Origin of the sequence: Photobacterium lipolyticum (assembly GCF_003026475.1) — a bacterium.
In the GTDB taxonomy this organism is placed as follows: Bacteria; Pseudomonadota; Gammaproteobacteria; order Enterobacterales; family Vibrionaceae; genus Photobacterium; species Photobacterium lipolyticum.
The window spans coordinates 1-1,249 of sequence record NZ_PYMC01000044.1 but is presented as its reverse complement, the minus strand read 5'-3'; the positions used below and the strand labels follow the sequence as shown (position 1 = coordinate 1,249).

General features: G+C 50.2%; 1 protein-coding gene. It reads left to right on the top strand.

Annotation, left to right across the window (positions count from 1 at the left end; genetic code table 11):
* Positions 1–741 precede the first annotated feature (741 nt).
* Positions 742–1,249 (top strand): reverse transcriptase domain-containing protein (locus C9I89_RS22215; RefSeq protein WP_245905543.1); only part of this gene is annotated, 508 nt, incomplete at its 3' end.

Sequence of the window (1,249 nt, the reverse complement as noted above, 5' to 3'; positions counted from 1 at the left end):
TTTTTTGTTTGCCCAGCAAAGCTGGCAAACCCGTTCACTTGAAAGATAGTGGAGTCACCCCGGCTAAGGGGAAGACAATCCGAATGGCAAGGGCGTCACTGGCTAACGGTGGGGTCTGAAGGAAGCCATAGGAAGTTAGAGGTACACAACTAACCGTAACCTGTTTCGGCGGTGTTGGTGGGTAAGCGTCCAAAATAGCGCGAAGCCCAATACTTAGTCAGACCAATATCGTGCTTGAGGGTGGGATTTCTAACAGGGAGCCAGTGCAATAACTGGGGAAGCCTGACACCACATCCTGTAAAACAGGAGCTGACAGCACAAGAGGAGACTCAAGTCTGGCAGTGGTGTGAGGTGGCAGATGAATCCGTAGTAGTGAATAAGGCTCGGCCTGTGAAGCCCAGTAATGGTGTGGAGGGTAAAACCGAGCTGACCATCAGCAATGTGTCTGATGGAGCGTTAGCCTGCCAAAAGCAGCTAGTGTTGCGAAGGGAGGAAGCATACTTTAAGTCTGTGATGAACAGATGTTTTTTTTTCAGAGGTACACAAGCCGGTTAGCTATCGGGGTATTCCAATTCGGTCACCTTGGGAACAAGGCACTGATGCGAGAAACCGTACACGGGAGTAGCTTTGACCCACCTTAGTAGATTGCCAGCGAGCTAGAACGCTAAGCACCAAAGCGAAATAAACCAACTCTAAAAAAGGGAACACTGTCCCCACACAGCACACAAACCACGAGGAAAGGTGAGAGTCTGTTACAGTCTGTATGGTCACCTGCTAAGTAAAGAGCGGCTATACAAAGGATTTAAAAAGGTGTGGAAAGTAAAAGGCGCGGCCGGAATAGATAGGCAGAGCCTGAGCGACTTCGCCTCAAATCTGAGTGATAACCTTGCCCAACTTCTCCTCGAACTCCAAACCAAGCAGTATCGGCCTCAGCCAGTCAGACGGGTAGAAATACCAAAAGACGATGGTGGAGTCCGGCTGCTGGGTATCCCCACCGTGAGGGATAGAGTTGTCCAACAAACCTTGAACGACCTACTAACCCCAATCTTCGAAGAGCAGTTCCACCCATCCAGCTATGGGTACAGACCTCGACGGAGTTGCCACGATGCCATCAACAAAGCCACCATGTTCATCCGGCAATACGGAATGCGACATGTTGTGGATATGGACCTGTCCAAATGCTTCGATAAGCTCGACCACGACCTTATCCTCAAAAGCATCCAGAGACGAGTTCGAGATGGCAGTGTGC